General features: G+C 39.9%; 15 protein-coding genes, 1 pseudogene and 1 riboswitch. Of the genes and pseudogenes, 10 read left to right on the top strand and 6 right to left on the bottom strand.

Features of this window, described 5'->3' with window-relative positions; genetic code table 11:
- The first annotated feature begins 368 nt into the window (after positions 1 to 368).
- Both NSU02_RS06100 and NSU02_RS06105 read left to right on the top strand, forming a co-directional pair.
- Complete coding sequence (locus tag NSU02_RS06100; RefSeq protein ID WP_327874060.1) at positions 369 to 626, top strand: stage VI sporulation protein F; 258 nt, start codon at positions 369 to 371, stop codon at positions 624 to 626.
- 129 nt (positions 627 to 755) lie between these two features.
- Positions 756 to 956 (top strand): hypothetical protein, encoded by a 201-nt coding sequence (locus tag NSU02_RS06105; RefSeq protein ID WP_327874061.1) that lies wholly within the window; start codon positions 756 to 758, stop codon positions 954 to 956.
- 7 nt (positions 957 to 963) lie between these two features.
- On the opposite strand, the gene NSU02_RS06110 is transcribed toward NSU02_RS06105, so the two are convergent.
- The 4 genes from NSU02_RS06110 to NSU02_RS06125 form a co-directional block, all read right to left on the bottom strand.
- On the bottom strand, positions 964 to 1638 hold the full coding sequence (locus tag NSU02_RS06110; RefSeq protein WP_311067052.1) for a DUF421 domain-containing protein: 675 nt from the start codon (positions 1636 to 1638) through the stop codon (positions 964 to 966).
- Between the two features lie 222 nt (positions 1639 to 1860).
- The gene (locus NSU02_RS06115; protein ID WP_327856660.1) at positions 1861 to 2295 is read right to left on the bottom strand and encodes a GNAT family N-acetyltransferase; all 435 of its coding nucleotides are present in this window, start codon (positions 2293 to 2295) and stop codon (positions 1861 to 1863) included.
- The gene (locus tag NSU02_RS06120) at positions 2295 to 2813 is read right to left on the bottom strand and encodes a YjcG family protein (RefSeq protein ID WP_094245364.1); all 519 of its coding nucleotides are present in this window, start codon (positions 2811 to 2813) and stop codon (positions 2295 to 2297) included. The genes NSU02_RS06115 and NSU02_RS06120 overlap by 1 nt, the downstream gene beginning before the upstream one ends.
- Before the next feature lie 61 nt (positions 2814 to 2874).
- Positions 2875 to 3606, bottom strand: coding sequence for an esterase family protein (locus NSU02_RS06125; RefSeq protein ID WP_339194763.1), 732 nt, complete (start codon positions 3604 to 3606; stop codon positions 2875 to 2877).
- A gap of 175 nt (positions 3607 to 3781) precedes the next feature.
- Here NSU02_RS06125 and NSU02_RS06130 point away from each other — a divergent pair, with 175 nt between their 5' ends.
- The 8 genes from NSU02_RS06130 (at position 3782) to NSU02_RS06165 (ending at position 14570) form a co-directional block, all read left to right on the top strand.
- Positions 3782 to 4567, top strand: a complete 786-nt coding sequence (locus tag NSU02_RS06130; RefSeq protein WP_339194765.1) for an ABC transporter ATP-binding protein — start codon at positions 3782 to 3784, stop codon at positions 4565 to 4567.
- Entirely contained in the window at positions 4551 to 5309 is a 759-nt protein-coding gene (locus tag NSU02_RS06135) for an ABC transporter permease (protein WP_094245366.1), read from the top strand. Before NSU02_RS06130 ends, NSU02_RS06135 begins: the two co-directional genes overlap by 17 nt.
- A 17-nt stretch (positions 5310 to 5326) precedes the next feature.
- Positions 5327 to 6337 (top strand): aliphatic sulfonate ABC transporter substrate-binding protein, encoded by a 1011-nt coding sequence (locus NSU02_RS06140; protein ID WP_063387525.1) that lies wholly within the window; start codon positions 5327 to 5329, stop codon positions 6335 to 6337.
- 1335 nt (positions 6338 to 7672) lie between these two features.
- Positions 7673 to 7810, top strand: a riboswitch (SAM riboswitch).
- 116 nt (positions 7811 to 7926) lie between these two features.
- On the top strand, positions 7927 to 9042 hold the full coding sequence (locus NSU02_RS06145) for a methionine biosynthesis PLP-dependent protein (protein WP_063387527.1): 1116 nt from the start codon (positions 7927 to 7929) through the stop codon (positions 9040 to 9042).
- Positions 9035 to 10198, top strand: coding sequence for a cystathionine beta-lyase (gene metC, locus NSU02_RS06150; RefSeq protein ID WP_339194768.1), 1164 nt, complete (start codon positions 9035 to 9037; stop codon positions 10196 to 10198). The genes NSU02_RS06145 and metC overlap by 8 nt, the downstream gene beginning before the upstream one ends.
- Before the next feature lie 808 nt (positions 10199 to 11006).
- Positions 11007 to 12014: a TAXI family TRAP transporter solute-binding subunit gene (locus NSU02_RS06155; RefSeq protein WP_339194769.1), complete on the top strand. Its 1008-nt coding sequence runs from the start codon at positions 11007 to 11009 to the stop codon at positions 12012 to 12014.
- A 74-nt stretch (positions 12015 to 12088) separates the two neighbouring features.
- The gene (locus NSU02_RS06160; protein WP_339194771.1) at positions 12089 to 12607 is read left to right on the top strand and encodes a DUF1850 domain-containing protein; all 519 of its coding nucleotides are present in this window, start codon (positions 12089 to 12091) and stop codon (positions 12605 to 12607) included.
- A gap of 37 nt (positions 12608 to 12644) precedes the next feature.
- Positions 12645 to 14570, top strand: coding sequence for a TRAP transporter permease (locus tag NSU02_RS06165; protein WP_339195701.1), 1926 nt, complete (start codon positions 12645 to 12647; stop codon positions 14568 to 14570).
- 818 nt (positions 14571 to 15388) lie between these two features.
- Here NSU02_RS06165 and NSU02_RS06170 read toward each other — a convergent pair.
- The gene (locus NSU02_RS06170) at positions 15389 to 15604 is read right to left on the bottom strand and encodes a DUF3006 domain-containing protein (protein WP_327847680.1); all 216 of its coding nucleotides are present in this window, start codon (positions 15602 to 15604) and stop codon (positions 15389 to 15391) included.
- Between the two features lie 323 nt (positions 15605 to 15927).
- Positions 15928 to 16755, bottom strand: a pseudogene (locus NSU02_RS06175) (ComEC/Rec2 family competence protein); the annotation flags it as partial.
- Positions 16756 to 17284: the final 529 nt, after the last annotated feature.

Below are 17284 nucleotides of genomic sequence, written 5' to 3' on the forward strand. Positions count from 1 at the left end.
AGAACAACTAAGAAGGACCGAACAATTAAGAGAGAATAGCCCTTGGCATTCAGTGAGTCATGATGAACACAGAAAACGTAGTACCTCACTTGAGGGAGGAAGCGGTGAATCCCGTGGGAGATCTCTTGGAGGGTGGAGTGACCACTGGCATAAAGAGAACAGCTATTCACGGAAGTTATAAAGACTTGCGTCAATTATCTTAATTGAACCGCCGTATACGGAACCGTACGTACGGTGGTGTGAGAGGACGGGAGTTAATCGCTCCCTCCTACTCGATTTTCTTCATCACGTTTTCATTTCATTTTCATAAAATATTAAGGCCTGTTATACAGGACATTTCGACAATTTAGGAGGGGACGAATTTCAGAATGGATCATATTTTTAAAAATATTGAGAAAAAAACCGGCGTCAATATGAAGGATGTACTCGAACTGGCCAATTCTTTGCAAAATTCCAATTTCAATGATGAAGCAACTGTCAGAAAAGTGATCAAGCGGGTTGCGCAATTGGCAAATCGGCCGGTTCCAAAAGAATTAGAAAATAAAATTGTCAATGCGATTGTAAACGGAAAAGAAAATATGGATTTTAACACCATCGCCAATATGTTGGACAATAAGAAAAAATAGCGCGTCAGCGGGTGTGCTCCCGCTGATGTTTTTTTACATGATGTTTCAATTTTTAGAAAAACGGGTAAAAATGAATGACAGATCGATTTAGAAAATAATTTTTTGCAAATCAAGAAAGGAGAGAGAAACATGGGATATATTTTTTCCGTTCAGACTCCTGCCTTTTATGAATATGTCAACAGAGCTGTTCAGCCAAAGGAAGATTATGCGAAAGTCAAACAGCGAAACAATGTTATGATGGATGAAAAATATTTGCATTTCCAGCGAAAGCAAGATTTATTCGCAAATAAGCGCAAATATAGCAAAAAAAGATTTCATGAATATGTTTAGAAACAAGCTAATATTTTTGGACAAATAATCCGTTGTTTTGATCCCATTCCGCGTAAAAAACATCTTTCGCGTCTTCCACACTGTAAGCGAGAAGCTGCTGCTGAAGCCATTTTTCATCAAAACCTGCTTCTTTTAAATTTTCACTAACCACTTCGCCGTCAACAATAATCGTGTAGGGGATGGTAGCTGGCGAAGATAAAATATTTAAATCGTTTCGGGTCGGCTTATCAAATTCCGATTTTTTCAATACGCTGATCGTGCCGTCCGTTTCAAGAACTGCGTATTCCACTTCGCGGATCGAAAAAGCTCCTTTTGCTCTTAGTAAATGTTGAAGCTGGTTCATATCAAGCTTGTTTTTTTTCAGCTGATCACGAATAATTTTTCCTTTGTGGATGACCATTGACGGAGCTCCTTCCAGTATTCCGCGGGTTCTTCTCCATTTTTGTGTGATGAATTCCAATAAATAGATTAGCATTCCCCATATCACGACCGTAAATAATATTTTTTCAACGCCCATTTTTACATCAAATACAGCATTGCCAACTAGCTCACCTAAAACGAGCGCAGAGATAAAATCGAACGTCGTGATTTGCGTAATTTGTGTTTTACCTAGTATTTTTGTCAATAGAAAAAGGGCAAAGAAACCGAAGACCAGTTCAGTGGCAATTGCTACAAATTCCATTTCCATCACCTTTGCTAAGATCTGTAATGGTTAGGTTGTCCCAACTGCCGAAATTCATGTACATTCTTTTAAAAAACTATGGGAAGTCGTGCGGTGGAGAAAATGGAGAAACATTCGAATTGATCTGAATGTAATACAGGGAGATTTTTAACCTCTTTAACACGCTTTCTGACCATTCCAAATGAAAGACCGCAATCCGCGGCCTCGTTTGGTTGTCTTTATTTATGAATGTGGATGTAACGTTTTTTCCATCGTGACATGAGGAATGCCCGCATCCATAAAAATATCGGAAACGGTTTGATATCCATGTTTTTTATAAAAATTTTCCGCTTGTGTTTGAGCGTTTAATTTTATTTTCTTTAATCCTTTTTCGGCTGCGAGTTTTTCAAGTGTTTCCAAAATGATATTTCCCGCTCCTTTTCCGCGGTATTGTGGCAGAACACAAATTCTCTCAAGCTTTCCGGTGTCGCTAATAACACGAAACCTGCCGGCTCCTACAGGCTGATGATCGTCATAAAGCACGACATGCTCGGCAAAGTCTTCATATTCATCGAGCTCAATTTCAATTGGAACGTTTTGCTCCTCTACAAACACTTTTTTTCTAACATAAAAAGCATCATTTCGTTGTTTTTCATTAATAGCTTTGACTGCCTTCATCAATCTCGTCCTTCTCCAAGCAGGAATGTTTCATAAACAGTCCATGAGCCGTTTTCTAATTGATATAAAATGTGGAATCGGTCAATCGTTTCCTCGTGTTGAATTTTTAACATTTTTAAACGGCCGAGAACGTCAGAATGTTCATCATCCGATAAATTTTGTCCGATTGTAATGTGAGGGACGAAAGCGTACTCCGGCTTCTCTTTAAATTTTCCTTGATGGAGAAGTTCATGCAATTTTGTTAATTCCGGATTTGGTTCAACTTTTAAATAAATAACGTTATTGACAGGAGCAAATGAACTGAATTTGTAGACAGAGAGTTTAAAAGGCTTCACTTGTTTCGCAATTTTTCTAAGTTCTTTCACAATATCGCCAATTTCTTTTTCGTCAGCTTCAAACGGTGCCTTCAATGTTAAATGAGGAGGGACAAGCGCATAATGCGGATCGTAACGTTTTCTATATGAGTTGGCAATGTCTTGCAGCTTTTTTGAAGGAAATAACACAATTCCGTACTTCATTTTTTTTGCCTCCTTGATATTTACTCGTATTCTTTATTATAACAACTTAAAGAATCAATTTTCATGATATAGCAAACATTTTTTTTAATATGTCTTTTAGCAGCGGCTGCCAATATGTCCAGCGGTGATCGCCGTCAAATTCTTCATAAATGCATTCGAATCCTTTATGTACCATTTGTTCATGAAGTTTTTGATTGATTGTATAAAAATCTTTTATTTTCCCATCAGTCGTTTTTACAGCCGTTTCCTGTTTCCCGATTTGATGATAAATAAATAGTAAAGAGGGCTGTGAAAAAGCATCGATCGCTTCTAACACCTTTCCATCCACATATGGTGATTGCATGATCACTTTTCCAAATGTATGCGGATAATGAAGCGCTGCCATAAGCGAAACGGTTGCAGCTAGAGAATCGCCGATAAGCGCGCGGCCTCTTCCTATTGGCAAAAGCGGAAAACGTTCTTCTAAAAATGGAATTAATTCATGAGCTAAAAAACGGATATAACTGTTGAACTGGCTTCCATCGGGATGATATTTTCTTCTTCGATCTTGAATGTCTTTATAAGGAATGCCAACGACAATCAAATCTTCAATCGTTTGCTCCTCCGTTAACTCCTCAACAAAACGCGCGATCCTTCCCAGTTTAAAATAGTCTCCGCCATCTTGAGCAATGAGAAGATGATGATGAGATAATGGAGAAAAGGAAGTCGGCAAATACATGAGCAAAGAAACTTCTTCCCCCAGCTCTTCGCTAAAAAACGTTTCTTCTTTTATAGGTGCGACTTTTTGGGCCATACCAATTCCTCCAAAATTGACTAATTACCAGTTAGGCTGGACTTCTCATTATTTTATCACTCTTTTGAAAAGTCTCCAACAAATAAAAAGGTTGACAAAATAAAAAATGCTTATATAATGATAACGACTAATCCGATAAGATAGGTAAGAATGATCATATACTGGGGGAATTACTTTGTCTGTCCAAATTGCGCATATTTCAAAAACATTTCAACATCATGGCGTCTCCCAAACGGTTCTTGACCAAATTGATTTGACTGTGCAGAAAGGAGAATTTGTTTCCATTCTTGGCCCTTCCGGCTGCGGCAAGTCGACGTTATTATCGATTGTTGCCGGGTTAACAGCCCCCACATCGGGAAAAGTGCTGGTAAACGGGAAGGAAGTAAAGGGACCTGGAAGCGACCGGGGAGTAGTGTTCCAACAGGCAGCCCTTTTTCCATGGCTGACAGTTGAGGAAAATGTCATGTTTCCGCTGAAGAAAAAAATGCCGAAGGAAGAAGCGAAAAAAAAGGCGCACGAATATTTGGCCATGGTTCAATTAAGCCAATATGCCAAGCATTCTCCGCACGAGCTTTCCGGCGGCATGCAGCAGCGCGTATCGATCGCAAGAGCTTTGGCGATGGATCCTGAGGTGCTCTTAATGGATGAGCCGTTCGGAGCGTTGGATGAGCAGACGAGATCACGGCTGCACGAAGTGTTGGAAAAAATTTGGATCGATACGAAAAAAACAATTCTTTTTGTTACGCACAGCATCCAAGAGGCATTAAAATTATCGGACCGTATTATCGTCATGGGTACAAGGCCTGGGAGAATTATTGATGAAATAGAAGTGTCTTTTCCGAGACCACGTGATGAATTTAGAAAGCAGCTTGCTGAATATGAAGAGCGCATTCAAAAGCTGTTGAAGTCAGAAATTGATAAAGTAGTGAAAGAGGAAGAAAGTTATGCAGCAGGTCGTTAAACGAATCATTTTTTATGCAGCCGCACTGGGTATATGGGAAGCAATCGTCAAGCTGTTAAATATTAAGGCTGTCGTCTTTCCGGCTCCGAGCGATATTTTTCAGGCATTGTGGAACGGTTTTGCTGATCTAACTCTTGTCTATGATTTGCTGGCAAGTTTTCAGCGGCTGGCAATCGGGCTTGTGATTGCTCTTATTCTTGGAACAGTGTTAGGCGTCGTTTTTGCAAAATCGAAAGTAATTGATGATACCATTGGCTCTTTAATTTTGCCGTTGCAAAGCGTGCCGAGCATCGTTTGGCTGCCTCTAGCCATCATCTGGTTCGGTTTAAATGAAAAAGCGATCATTTTTATTGTCGTGCTCGGTGGAACGCTTGTGATGACATTGAATATGCGGACAGGGATTAAAAGCGTTCCTCCAATATATACAAATGCGGCAAGGACAATGGATTACAGCGGATTTTCTCTGTTTACACACGTGATTTTTCCAGCAGCCATCCCGCATGCAGTAACTGGTGCAAGGCTTGCTTGGGCGTTTGGGTGGAGAGGCCTGATGGGTAGCGAGCTGTTAAGCACCGGCCCGGGTTTAGGCTATACGTTAAAATTCGCATCAGATTTTGGCGATATGGCGTTAGTGATGGGCATTATATTTATCATTGCCTTAATTGGAATTTTAGTAGATTTAGTTTTTTTCAGCAGAATTGAAAAGAAAGTGATGAAAAAATGGGGATTGCTTGAACAATAAAGGAGGAAGTTGAGATTATGAAGAGAAAAGGTTTGCTGCTATCATTTATCACCTTGTTGTTAATTGGGATTTTATCTGCCTGCGGAGCCGGCGGAGGGAATGAGGCATCAGGAAAAGAGAAAAGCGGAAAAAATAAAGTAGTCATCGGCTATTTCCCAAATATTGACCATGTTCCGGCGATGATTGCGAAGGAAAAGGGCTACTATGAAGAAGCGCTAGGGGATCAGGTAGAGATTGAATATAAAACTTTTCCGGATGGCGGTGCTTTTATGACAGCGTTGAAAACCGGCGAAATTGACGCCGGGCTTGTCGGTCCAGCTCCTGTCATGAATAACTATTCTAATGGTGCAGACGTGAAAATTATTGCCGGTGCGTCATCTGGGGGTACTGTCGTCGTAGCAAGCAAAAAAAGCGGAATCGAAAGCTTAGATGATATTCATAATAAAACATTCATTACTCCTGGTGTCGGCTGCACTCACGATGTCCAATTTGAAACGTACTTGCAAGATTACGACATTGCTTCATCAAGAATCGGCGGCACATTAAAGCATACAACTGGAAACCCGGCACAATATCAAGCTTTCTTTGAATCGGGAAAAGTGGATTTAGCCGCTGTGCCTGAGCCTTGGGCTTCATTATTAATAAAAGACGGGGCGAAAGTGATTGTCGATACGAAAGATATCGCCTATGGCACAACGCTTCCGAACACTGTTTTAGTGACGAGCAACAAATTTATTAAAGAAAATAAAGATTTAGTTCAAAATATTGTCAAAGCCCACAAAAAAGCAGTCGACTTCATCAATAAAAACAAAGAGGAAGCACGCGATATTGCCATTCAATCGATTAAAGAAATAACAAATCAAGAGCTTGACCCAGAAATTATCGACAGCGCTTGGGAACGTGTCCGCTATACAACCGAAGTGGATGAAAAAGTTCTTCAAGACTTTTCTAACTCTTCTTATGACTTGAAATTTTTAAAAGAAAAACCGGATCTTAAAGGTCTTGTAGATACAAGCTTTTTGAATTAAGCAATAAACCCCCTATACAGAAGCTTTTTGATATTATGCGGCTTCTGGATAGGGGGGTTATTTTGTTGATGTAAATTCAAGATGAAGCAGTTGTTAAAACAGGGCTTATCCCAAAAGTTGTTTATGACTATGCCTGTATATTGGGATTCTGTTGTTGTGAGAGCTTTTTATTCAAATCGCTCGAATAAGCTCCCGTTTTTTCACATTGTTTGGAGCTGTCCAGAAAGTCAAAATCCATTGAAAACGAAAGATTATAAACATTGATATATCAACATTTCTAAAACATTAAAGGGGCGTCTATAAGCCGGAAAATCGACTTATTAGACAGCGCCTATATGAATTTCAATTTCTCCATTTGGGCCGTATTTTTCAAAATCATATGTGTAAGCACGCTCTACTTAAACCAGTTTCTTCTTGCTTCCAAATCTTACTCCAAGTTTTAAAAATGCCTTGTTCGTCCGTTTTATCTACTTGAAAAACTTTATTTTCATGTTCCTCGGGATTTCAATTAAAAGCTTCCCCATTATTTTCTTCAATTGCAATGCTTAATAAATAATCTCCTCTGTAGTCGCTTTCATAATCATAATAAATTCCGTACACATTGTTTTGATGATGTTCCAGTTTTTAGAAAGCGTTTTCTCACATAATTTTGATTTGCCCCATCATTTGCTCGTCATGAAAATTATTGGTTCGTATGCTGTCGATTATATACAGCATCATAAACAGTCTTTCCTTTCCATAATATTGATAAAAAAGAGAAGGCGCATCAGTAAAGAATGTTCAGCAAATTTTCCAACGGCACGTTTATGTTCATCTTTTTTGCTTCCCAGCTTCACCTGCAAAACAAATATCGCATCTTCGTTTTCTGTTCAGTTGCTTTATGGAGTACGGGTTCGTTTGACAGAAGTTGGCGAAAAATTTATCAAACGATTAGTTTGCCAATTCAATCGTTTCATTCACTGTTTATTAAATACTCTTAAAATTTTCCAATTCCTCTAAAGAAGATCACCTCGTTCACAATTTTTCTCCAAATACGACAGCTTCCGAATTGAATATTTATATTTTAAAATCTATTAAAATTTGAGAAGCCTCAGGGGAAAATAAAACCACTTCATTGAAATGATGGAGGATCAAAGGTGATCCATACAAAAAAATTTCCCTTTTGGCTTTCGCAAAAAAACATTTCAAGAATCGACGGATTATTTAAAGAAAGTTCTTATTTTTCTTTAGTTTTACTGAAAATAAATCAAAGTTATCGGAATTGTTGGCAGGAAACGTCTTGAATTTTTTTTAAAACTGAGGTAAAGTTATACCTATCAAAAGTTCATATCGGAATTCTTATCGAGAGAGGCGGAGGGAACTGGCCCGAAGAAGTCTCAGCAACCGGTACAAGGACGGCGGCATGATAACCTTTGTACCAAGGTGCTAAATCCAGCAAGCATTTTGCCGTAAGATATGCTTGGAAGATAAGAAGGAGCCAAACAATAAACGCCTTCTTCTTATGAAGAGGGCGTTTTATTTTTAAAGCCTCCTCTACAGGCAATGAAAGCAGCACATTTTTACTAACTAAAAAAGGAGGAAAGTCAAAGATGAATATTGAAACAGTTTTGGCCCAATTAGGAAATCGAAGTGAAGCTCTTACAGGAACAGTAAGCGCCCCCATTTATTTGTCCACAGCCTATCGGCATAAAGGAATAGGTGAATCAACAGGTTATGATTACACTCGGACAAAAAATCCAACGAGAGAGCTTGTCGAGGACGCCATAGCCAAATTGGAGGGAGCCGATCAAGGATTTGCATTTTCTTCCGGAATGGCAGCGATTCAGACGATTATGGCTTTATTTAAAAGTGGAGATGAACTGATCGTTTCAAAAGATTTATATGGCGGGACATACCGCTTGTTTGAAGAAGAGTGGCGCAAATACGGTCTTTCCTTCCACTATGACGATTTTACGTCTCGCGAATATACGGAATCATTAATAAACGAAAATACTAAAGCGATTTTTCTAGAAACCCCCACTAATCCGCTTATGCAGGAAACATCGATTTCCTCGTTGGCGGAATTGGTCCGGAAGCACAATTTGCTGCTGATCGTTGACAATACGTTCTACACACCTGTTTTGCAGCGTCCGATTGAAGAAGGAGCGCATATCGTGATTCACAGCGCAACGAAATATTTAGGCGGTCACAACGATGTCCTTGCCGGCCTGGTCTGTGCAAAAGGGAAAGAAATTTGCGAAAAATTAGCCATGCATCAAAATGCAATTGGTGCGGTATTATCTCCTTTTGATTCGTGGCTGCTGCTTAGAGGAATGAAAACTTTATCATTGAGAATGGCCAAACATCAGGAAAATGCAAGGGAGCTGGCGGCATATTTAAAAGAGCTTCCTGAAATTGATGATGTATTATATCCTGGCAGAGGCGGAATGCTTTCCTTCCGTGTGAAAAAAGAAGAATGGGTCAACCCGTTTTTGCAGAATCTGAAATTAATCTGTTTTGCGGAAAGCCTTGGAGGGGTAGAAAGCTTTATAACGTATCCAGCTACCCAAACACATGCGGATATTCCGGAAGAAATCCGAATTCAAAACGGTGTATGCAACCGGCTTCTCCGTTTTTCTGTAGGGATTGAAAGCGTGGAGGATTTGAAGGAAGATCTCAAGCAGGCATTGCAAGCAGCTGCGAAAGGGGATTTACTAAATGCATGACCAATGGAGCTTTCAAACAAAATTGATTCATAATAAACATAAGGTTGACCCGACAACCGGTGCTGTCAGCGTGGCGATTCAGCAAGCGTCAACGTTCCATCAGCAAACATTGGATGAATCTCCTGAATTTGACTACAGCCGTTCAGGAAATCCAACACGAAAAGCGTTGGAAGAGGCGATTGCCGAACTGGAAGGCGGAGTGAGAGGCTTTGCGTTTGCTTCTGGAATGGCCGCTATATCAACAGCTTTTCTTTTACTTTCTTCCGGTGATCATGTTTTGGTCACAGAAGATGTGTACGGCGGAACATACCGGATCGTTGCCGATGTTTTATCGCGCTTTGGCATTGAATATACGTTTGTCGACATGACGGACCTTGATGCCGTAAAAGCAAATATACGTCCGAACACAAAAGTGATTTACATTGAAACGCCCTCGAATCCGCTGTTAAAAGTGACGGACATTCGAGCAATTGTGAAGCTTGCAAAAGAAAACGGCTGTTTAACATTTGTTGATAATACATTTATGACTCCGGCTTTGCAAAGGCCTCTCGATTTAGGGGCCGATATTGTTTTACATAGTGCAACAAAATTTTTGGCAGGTCATAGCGACTGTTTGGCAGGACTGGCAGTTGTGAAGGATGAAAAGCTTGGCGAAGAGCTTTACAAGCTTCAAAATGCCTTCGGCGCTGTTCTCGGCCCGCATGATTGCTGGCTTGTATTAAGAGGGTTAAAAACACTTCATGTGCGGCTGGATCAATCCGTCAAAACAGCTTCTCAATTAGCAGAATTTTTGAAAAAGCACCCTGCCATTAAAAAAGTGTACTATCCGGGTCTTCACGATCACCCAGGGTCAGATATTCATTTGCGGCAAAGTGTCAACGGTGGAGCGGTTTTATCGTTTGAACTAGAAGATGAAAAAGCGGTCAAGATTCTTGCTGATCATGTTCAGCTGCCTGTTTTCGCGGTCAGCCTTGGTGCAGTTGAATCGATCTTGTCGTATCCAGCTAAAATGTCCCATGCCGCGATGCCGAAAGAAGAACGGATCAAAAGAGGGATAACCGATGGTCTTCTTCGATTAAGCGTAGGACTAGAAAATTTTGAAGACTTAAAAAATGATTTGGAGTCTGGTCTTTCTACTGTTTTGGCCTATCAATAAATTTTTTCTTACCTTAATAGAAGACAGGGAGATGTCGAATACCGACAATTCCTGTCTTTTTTGTGCGCCCGGCATGGGTGTAATCTATAGGGTGAAAGTCCCGAGCTGCGAAGGCAGAAGTAGCAGTTAGCTTAACGCAAGGGTGTCCGTGGTGACGCGGAATCTGAAGGAAGCGAGCGGCAAACTTCCGGTCTGAGGAACACGAACTTCATATGAGGCTAGGTATCACTGGGTGAGTTTGCAAGACAAAACAAAGCCCTTTTTGCCGAAGGTGATACAGAGTAAATGAAGCAGATGGATGGAAGGAAAGATTACACTCTTACCCGGGGAGGTCTGGCGGATATGTGAAGTACGCTTCATAACCTACTTAGTGATAAGTAGCTGAACCGTCAGAAGTCAGCAGAGGTCATAGTATTAGTTGGTCTAGAACAACTAAGAAGGACCGAACAATTAAGAGAGAATAGCCCTTGGCATTCAGTGAGTCATGATGAACACAGAAAACGTAGTACCTCACTTGAGGGAGGAAGCGGTGAATCCCGTGGGAGATCTCTTGGAGGGTGGAGTGACCACTGGCATAAAGAGAACAGCTATTCACGGAAGTTATAAAGACTTGCGTCAATTATCTTAATTGAACCGCCGTATACGGAACCGTACGTACGGTGGTGTGAGAGGACGGGAGTTAATCGCTCCCTCCTACTCGATTTATGTTGATAATCTAGCTGACATATTATCCCACATTTTTTCATTTGTTCTTTAATATGATAGTAATGCACCCAAAGTCAAACGAATTTAAAAAGGGGGAGTATCAATGATCAAATGGCGAAGCGGACTTATATTCTTAACAGCTCTTCTTTTCATAATGATCATTTCTGCGTGTGGAAATAACAGCGAAGGAGGAAGCAGCAAAAGTGATGGCTCCAATCAAAGCGGGGAAAAGGCAGGAAGCAAGACGTTAAGCATTTTAACCGGAGGCACAGGAGGAACTTATTACCCGCTCGGCGGATCGATGGCGCAAATTATTTCGGAAGAAACGGACTTTAATGCAAATGCACAATCTTCAGGAGCATCAGCAGAAAATATGCAAGCGCTAAAAAATGGTGAAGCTGATATTGCGTTCTCGCAAACTGATATTGCTGCTTATGCATTAAACGGTGAATTGATGTTCAAAGACAATAAAGTCGACAATGTTAAAGCAATTGGGACTTTATATCCGGAGACGGTACAAATTATTACAACAAAAGATAGCGGCATCCATTCTGTTGAAGATTTGAAAGGCAAGTCGGTTTCCGTTGGTGCCCCTGGGTCTGGAGTGAATGCAAACGCACAGCAAATTTTAGAAATTCATGGATTAAGCTTTGATGATATTAAAGCGCAAAGCTTATCTTTTGACGAATCAACGGACGGCATTCAATCCGGAAGCATAGACGCTGCATTCATTACTGCGGGGACACCGACGGCTGCAGTTGAATCGCTCTCAGCACAAAAAGAAATTAGAGTAATTCCGATTGCGGATGACAAAATCAAACAATTGATAGAAAAATATCCTTACTATGCTGAAGATACAGTACCAAAGGGGACATATAAAATTCCTGAGGACGTAAAAACAGTCGCTGTAAAAGCGATGCTGGTCGTCCGCGGCGAATTGGATGAAGATGCCGTATACAATATTACAAAAGCGATTTTTGAAAATACAAATAAAATTACTCACGCAAAAGGCAAATTAATCAAAGCGGAGGCAGCCCTTGATGGAATAGGCAATTTGCCGCTTCATCCAGGGGCTGAAACGTATTTTTCAGAAAAAGGAATCCAGCCATAACGCATCAAAGATAGGCCGTTTTAAACGGTCTATCGATTTCATTATATGTAACTCCATTTTAGGTGGGGATTTTCATGAGAGCTAGGATGAAAGCTTTGTTCATCTGTCTTCCCCTTTTTATGACAATCAACGTTTTTTTATTTTTCCTTCCTATTGTAAATGCCATCGCTTTTTATCATGAAGATCAGAATGACTTATTAGGTTATCTGCCTGTCCGTGATGATGACTTGTTTCAAATTCAGTACACTCATTCCATCCATCTTACGGATGTGAAGGAGACATATACATTACGCAATAACAAAATCATTCAGACAGAACTTGAGTATGAAAATTTTGCTGTTGGAATGCCTTCTAATGCGGAAGGGGAGGGGAAATTTTTAGAAAAGGATGGAAAATTTTTTATAAAAAACATGGAGCGAGAATTTTCCTATATTGATTTGAGAATTGGACAAGTACAGGCCGATCACCGAATCGTTTATCAAGGTAACAGCTACAAATTGGCGGATTTTTTTGGACCCGGCTCATGGGTAAGAATAAAACCGGCAAAAATCAGTATTTGGCAGCAGGTGAAAGGAGTGAATATTCGTGAGTAAAGAGAAATTTGACGTACTGTCAGAAGAAGAGCAGCAAATGCTGCTTGAAAAATATGATCCTGAAGCAGGAACGAGGAAGCTAAAAGGCGTGTTGGGAGGCATCGCATTTGCCGGATTATTGGCATTTTCGCTGTTTCAGTTGTATACATCAATTTTCGGTGTTTTTACAGCGCAAATCCAGCGCTCTGTCCATCTCGGTTTTGCGCTTGCTTTGATTTTTCTTTTGTTTCCGGCTAATCGAAAAAAGAGGAAAGAATATAAATTTCAAGTGGCTTGGTATGATATCATCCTTGCGCTTTTAAGTATTGGCGTTGGAGCATATTGGCCGCTGTTCATTGATGACATTGTAATGCGCGTCGGAATATTGACAGAAACGGATTTTTATATCGGAATTTTAGCTATTTTACTAGTTTTAGAGGCAACAAGGAGGGCGGTTGGGCTGCCGATTACGATCATCGCGCTGCTTTTCTTGGCGTATGCCTATTTTGGTCCTAGCATGCCTAATTTTCTTCAGCATAGCGGTCTTAGTTTTGAACGAATTGTTCAAACTATGTTCTTTACAACCGAAGGGATTTTAGGAACTCCGCTAGGCGTGTCATCAACCTTCATCTTTTTGTTTCTCCTTTTCGGCTCCTTTTTAATCAGAACAGGGATCGGTCAATATTTTAATGATTTGGCCGTTGCCGTTGCAGGGCGCAGAATTGGCGGTCCTGCAAAAGTAGCTATTTTTTCCAGCGCTCTTCAAGGAACGATCAGCGGAAGCTCAGTTGCCAATGTCGTCACATCCGGCGCGTTTACCATCCCGATGATGAAAAAGCTTGGTTATAACAAAGATTTTGCAGGAGCGGTGGAAGCTTCTTCATCTACAGGCGGTCAGTTAATGCCGCCGGTAATGGGAGCAGCTGCGTTTTTAATGGTTGAATTTATCGGAAACGGCATTACGTATTGGGACATTGCCAAAGCGGCAGCTATTCCGGCTATTCTATATTTTGCAGGGATTTGGATCATGACTCATTTTGAAGCAAAGCGAATCGGTTTAAGAGGCTTGTCAAAAGAAGAAATGCCGAATCGGAAAGAAATTTTGAAAAAACTGCATTTGTTAGCCCCGATCGTTGTTATTATTATTTTGCTAATGTCAGGAGTGACCGTTACACATGCTGCCATTTATTCGATAGTCATTTCGATTGTCGCTGGATTTTTAAATCGTGAGAATCGGATGACATTTAAGGATATTGTATTAGCGCTCGTCGACGGCGCCCGTACAGCGTTAGGGGTTGCGGCAGCAACAGCCGCTGCCGGAATTATTGTCGGCGTTGTGACGAAAACCGGGCTTGGTTTGAAGCTTGCCAACGGTCTGCTTGATATCGCCGGGGGCAATCTCATTCCGACATTAATGCTGACGATGATAGCTTCGTTGATTCTTGGAATGGGTTCGCCGACTACAGCGAACTATGTTATTACTTCAACGATTGCTGCACCAGCGATTATTTTGTTGGGGGTACCTGATCTGTCTGCACATTTATTTGTGTTTTACTTCGGGATTATTGCCGACATTACACCGCCAGTTGCTCTTGCAGCCTTTGCCGCAGCCGGTGTATCAGGAGGAGAACCGATCCGAACGGGAATTCACTCTTCAAAATTGGCAATCGCCGCTTTTATCATTCCGTATATTTTCGTTTTGTCTCCGCAAATGTTAATGATTGATACGACATGGCTTGGAATTTTATGGGTAGTCTTTACGGCGTTTTGCGGAATGATCGCAATTGGAGCCGGGATGATCGGATATTGGATGAGAAAAATGCATTTGATTGAACGAATTGCCGCGGTCGTGGCCGGGCTGTTGCTGATTTATCCAGAACGTTTTTCAGACATTTCAGGTCTCATCATTTTCATCGCATTATATGCGTTTCAATATATATGGAAATACAAAGCTGATCAAAAAGTGAAGGGTGAGAGCATTTAAAGAAGACAGGTTGTCATGGAAGAATCGATCCAATGATTAGAACATGATTCAGTCTTCTTACAGGCGGAATCATTGAAACGCAGAATAAACGCGGAGAGCAATTCACATTGGAACGAACAAAATCAGGATAAAATGTCGGAGAGACAGAAAGGATGTGTTGGAATCAATCCATTAATTTGCAGAAGACGTTCTCCAAAAGGATGATATGACTCAGCTTGTTTTGTTATGCGAAAAATAAAACTGGTTTTTTGAAAGGTTGAATTGCTTGTAAAAATGAAAAAGGGGCAAACAAAATTGAAAATACAGCAAGCTTCTAAAAATCTATTGGGGAACGGCTGCTCGTGTGTAAGCGGTTGATAGCGGGACAGTTTTATATCATAAATAAAAAAAGAGCCTGCAGAAAACTTATTTTTCCGTTTTAGACTGCATGATTTGAAATGCGAGTTTGTTGGTTATAACGATTGTTTTATAGCATGATTTTTTCCAATTGCTTTCTATCAATCCAGTAAGATCGTCCCTTTTCGGTACGAACATTGTGAGTCCGATTTATTTTTGTGCTGCAAAATTAAAATGTTGTTTAAGAAAAACCGCTTTATGTCACGAATAGATGGGAAATGGAGCGGCATTTCAACCTAGACGGCAAAATGAAATCCGATAGAACACGAAAATTTAAATCTATAAAAACCAAGCATAGAGGAAAAAATGAATGATCAGCTCTATAGGCGCGATTCTAAAACGGCAAAAAATAATGAAGTGGAAGCATCATTTGACACTTCCACTTCAATCATATTTGCTTGGAATCTTAATTGAAAAAACGATTAATCTTCAAACAATTCGTCCATTAACTCTTCAATTTCTTGTCTTCGTTTGCTTGTTTCTTGTTTATCGACATAATAACGGTTATTTTTCTGAATAATTACATCTCCCGTTTCTGCATTTTTAGGCAACTGGCTTTTTGAAATTTCGATTATTTTGCCGTTTTCATCTTCGCAGACTGCGATGTCATTTTCAAATCGATCAATAATAAATTTCATAATGTCCCACCTTATCTAGGAGTGAAAGATGTTTGTGCTTTATAAGTTTTGTTTTTATAAGTGGCTGATACATCGATTTTAACAGTATAACCTTTTGCAGCACGGCCGATTTTTACCGACAATGGCTTGCCAATAGTACCGGTATAAGTGGTGTTTTTGCTTTTGTATTTAAAAACAGCTTTATATTTTGTTCCGTTTGGCAGCCCTTTTACATTCAGTATTATTGTTGAGTTTTGCTTTGGAGTTTTGTTATCGACACTTGCTGTTAATTTGTAGCTAGTTGGTTTGCTTGCTGTGCCGGACGATGCCGCTTTTACATTAAAGGAAAGATTGGAGCCGTTCGTTGTTGCCACAATATGGCCTTGTTTATCCGTTCTAAAAGTGTTTATTTTGTATGCTTTCAGCCGATTGATCACATCTTGAGTAGGATGGCCGTATGAGTTCTTGCCGACGGAAATGACGGCATATGTCGGTTTTACTGAGTTTAACAGCGCTGTGCTTGTAGATGTTTTGGCGCCATGGTGTCCTACTTTTAGGACGTCAGCTCGCAAATTTTGTTTAGCTTTAATCATATCCGATTCTGCTTTAAGTTCCGCATCGCCAGTGAAAAGAAATGATTTTTTGCCGTAAGTAAGCTTTAAAACAGCACTCCAGTTGTTTAAGTCACTTTTTGGATATGCTTTGACAGGCCCAACGAATTTTGCGGTAACTCCTTTGATCGGCAAAGCAACATTTGCTTGAGCGGTCTTTATTTTTTTGCCTTCACGCTTAACAGCATTTAAAAAATCTTTGTAGCTTTCCGTTGTATGACTGACTTTTGGCGCATACACTTGCTCTACTCGAAAAGCAGATAGCACAGTGTCCAAACCGCCAATATGATCTGCGTCCGGATGAGTTGCAATCATTATTTCGATATCATCCACTTTTTGCTTTTTCAAATAATTAACAACGTCATCTCCATAATTGTTATTTCCGCCATCAATGAGAATATCTTCTCCATTTGGAGCTTTTATGTAAATTGCGTCTCCTTGTCCGACATTAATAAAATGAACATACATATTTTTTGCCTGAGCGCTTGTTGTTTCGTGAAACGGGATCAACAGAAAAGAAAATGCAAACACTATCGAAAACAATAGTTTACGTAATTTCATCAAAATCCCTCCGAGTACTGAATAGATCAAATTGATTATACAGCGTGGTAGGAAAAATTTACAAGATTTAATTTAGAAAATTTTATTTTTTTTACAGAAAATTAAATTTTCTAGTCTAATTGAACTAAAGTCTCATCCGATTTTTTCATGCCGAAAAAAGAAGCCGACCCAAAAGGCTTGGATCGGCCTAAAAACAGACAAAGGTCTGTACATTTTTAATTTTGTTGAAATCTGGTCATCCCAAAATTTAATTTTTCAAACGCAACAGTTGGTGAATGGAGGAATCAAAAAGTTTAAGTAAAAAAATAGTTTGCATATTTTAAAACAAGGAGAAACGTAATTTGTTAAAAACAATTGATAAGAAGATTAAATAAAACATTGTGTTGCTAATTATTGTTGTCGCCAATTAGCTCGCTGTACCTAACTTTATTTAGCGTAAAAACATATTGCACAGTCAAAAAAGGTGAATATAACTAAAATTATTAAAAAATACAATATGGCCGCGAGAAAATGGAAAATTTGAACGATA

The sequence above is a fragment of the Aeribacillus sp. FSL W8-0870 genome (assembly GCF_037963755.1).
GTDB classification, from domain to species: Bacteria; Bacillota; Bacilli; order Bacillales; family Aeribacillaceae; genus Aeribacillus; species Aeribacillus composti.

What these genes read in the sequence shown, in the direction of transcription:
- NSU02_RS06100 (WP_327874060.1), top strand. Translation starts at nt 369, where the DNA reads ATGGATCATATTTTTAAAAATATTGAGAAAAAAACCGGCGTCAATATG.
- NSU02_RS06105 (WP_327874061.1), top strand. Translation starts at nt 756, where the DNA reads ATGGGATATATTTTTTCCGTTCAGACTCCTGCCTTTTATGAATATGTC.
- NSU02_RS06110 (WP_311067052.1), bottom strand. Translation starts at nt 1,638, where the DNA reads ATGGAATTTGTAGCAATTGCCACTGAACTGGTCTTCGGTTTCTTTGCC.
- NSU02_RS06115 (WP_327856660.1), bottom strand. Translation starts at nt 2,295, where the DNA reads ATGAAGGCAGTCAAAGCTATTAATGAAAAACAACGAAATGATGCTTTT.
- NSU02_RS06120 (WP_094245364.1), bottom strand. Translation starts at nt 2,813, where the DNA reads ATGAAGTACGGAATTGTGTTATTTCCTTCAAAAAAGCTGCAAGACATT.
- NSU02_RS06125 (WP_339194763.1), bottom strand. Translation starts at nt 3,606, where the DNA reads ATGGCCCAAAAAGTCGCACCTATAAAAGAAGAAACGTTTTTTAGCGAA.
- NSU02_RS06135 (WP_094245366.1), top strand. Translation starts at nt 4,551, where the DNA reads ATGCAGCAGGTCGTTAAACGAATCATTTTTTATGCAGCCGCACTGGGT.
- NSU02_RS06140 (WP_063387525.1), top strand. Translation starts at nt 5,327, where the DNA reads ATGAAGAGAAAAGGTTTGCTGCTATCATTTATCACCTTGTTGTTAATT.
- NSU02_RS06145 (WP_063387527.1), top strand. Translation starts at nt 7,927, where the DNA reads ATGAATATTGAAACAGTTTTGGCCCAATTAGGAAATCGAAGTGAAGCT.
- metC (WP_339194768.1), top strand. Translation starts at nt 9,035, where the DNA reads ATGCATGACCAATGGAGCTTTCAAACAAAATTGATTCATAATAAACAT.
- NSU02_RS06155 (WP_339194769.1), top strand. Translation starts at nt 11,007, where the DNA reads ATGATCAAATGGCGAAGCGGACTTATATTCTTAACAGCTCTTCTTTTC.
- NSU02_RS06160 (WP_339194771.1), top strand. Translation starts at nt 12,089, where the DNA reads ATGAGAGCTAGGATGAAAGCTTTGTTCATCTGTCTTCCCCTTTTTATG.
- NSU02_RS06165 (WP_339195701.1), top strand. Translation starts at nt 12,645, where the DNA reads ATGCTGCTTGAAAAATATGATCCTGAAGCAGGAACGAGGAAGCTAAAA.
- NSU02_RS06170 (WP_327847680.1), bottom strand. Translation starts at nt 15,604, where the DNA reads ATGAAATTTATTATTGATCGATTTGAAAATGACATCGCAGTCTGCGAA.